We start from the raw sequence: 1,089 nt of genomic DNA, 5'->3' as shown, positions 1-1,089 counted from the left end.
CAGCGGATGCGATGCCGATTGCTGCAGTGGCGGCGATGATGGTGCTGGTCTTCATTGTCTCTCTCCTTGCTTTATGCGATAAATGTTATCGCAATAATTATTGTCTATCGATTGCCTTCACGCCTGTCAATCATAATTGTTATCGCGATATATCTTTTCACGAAAACGTTAGCTATAAGCCAGGCGGAAGGAGACCCACATGGCCCGACAGAAATCCAACGACCCCGTGCCACTCGACAATCAGGTCTGCTACGCGATTTACTCCGCGGGCATGGCCATCCAGCGGCTGTATAAGCCCTGGCTGGATCAACTCGGCCTGACCTATCCGCAATACCTCGTGCTGAACGTGCTGTGGCAGGAGGACGAGCAGACGGTTGGCCATATCGGCGAGAAGCTCGCCCTTGAATCGAGTACTCTGACGCCCCTGCTCAAGCGTCTGGAAGGCGCGGGGCTGCTGCGGCGGACGCGCAATCCCGACAATGAGCGGCAGGTGGTCATCGGTTTGACCGATGAGGGCCGCGCGCTCCGGTCGCGGGCAGGCTGCCTGGGCGATGCGCTTGTGGACACATCCGGCCACACGCCAGACCAACTCGGTGCGCTCAATCATAAGGTCCGGCAATTGCGTGACGATATCTACGCGAAACTGGGAGGCTGGGCTGCGCCTTCGTGAGCCGATGAGCCGGGCTCGGGTTCGGTAGGTGTACGGAGCCGCGGCGGTTTATCCCAACCGCGGCGGCCACGGGCAATCGTCTAACGAGGCCCTTGCCGATCCATCCAGCACATGAAGGTCGCGGTGAGCCGGCACATCGTCTTTTTGCTCAAGCGGTCGGAACAGTCCCACCGTCGATCACATGCTCTGTCCCGGTAATGGACGATGCGCGATCGGATGCAAGGAACGCGATCAGGTCGGCGACCTCTTCCGGCTTCGCCGGTCGTCCGAGCGGTATGCCACCGAGCGAGTTCATGATCACCTGCACTGCGGCGTCGTAGTCAATGCCGGCTTCCTCGGCTATGCGCAGGGCCAGACCGTTGGCCCCCGGATCGGCGATCCAGCCGGGAGAAACCCGCACCACGCGCACGCCCTTCGGA

The 1,089-nt window shown here is 60.4% G+C and carries 2 protein-coding genes; one reads left to right on the top strand and one right to left on the bottom strand.

Features of this window, described 5'->3' with window-relative positions; all coding sequences use genetic code 11:
• The first annotated feature begins 199 nt into the window (after positions 1 to 199).
• On the top strand, positions 200 to 670 hold the full coding sequence (locus AC2YI2_RS35030; protein ID WP_487391127.1) for a MarR family winged helix-turn-helix transcriptional regulator: 471 nt from the start codon (positions 200 to 202) through the stop codon (positions 668 to 670).
• Between the two features lie 148 nt (positions 671 to 818).
• Here the strand turns inward: AC2YI2_RS35030 and AC2YI2_RS35025 are convergent.
• Positions 819 to 1,089, bottom strand: a 271-nt coding sequence (locus AC2YI2_RS35025; RefSeq protein ID WP_487391126.1) for an SDR family oxidoreductase, incomplete at its 5' end; no start/stop codon positions are given.

It is taken from the genome of Rhizobium sp. SRI_017 (genome assembly GCF_057586295.1).
The sequence above is the reverse complement of the archived record's forward strand: the minus strand, read 5'-3'. Positions and strand labels throughout refer to the sequence as shown.

What these genes read in the sequence shown, in the direction of transcription:
- AC2YI2_RS35030 (WP_487391127.1), top strand. Translation starts at nt 200, where the DNA reads ATGGCCCGACAGAAATCCAACGACCCCGTGCCACTCGACAATCAGGTC.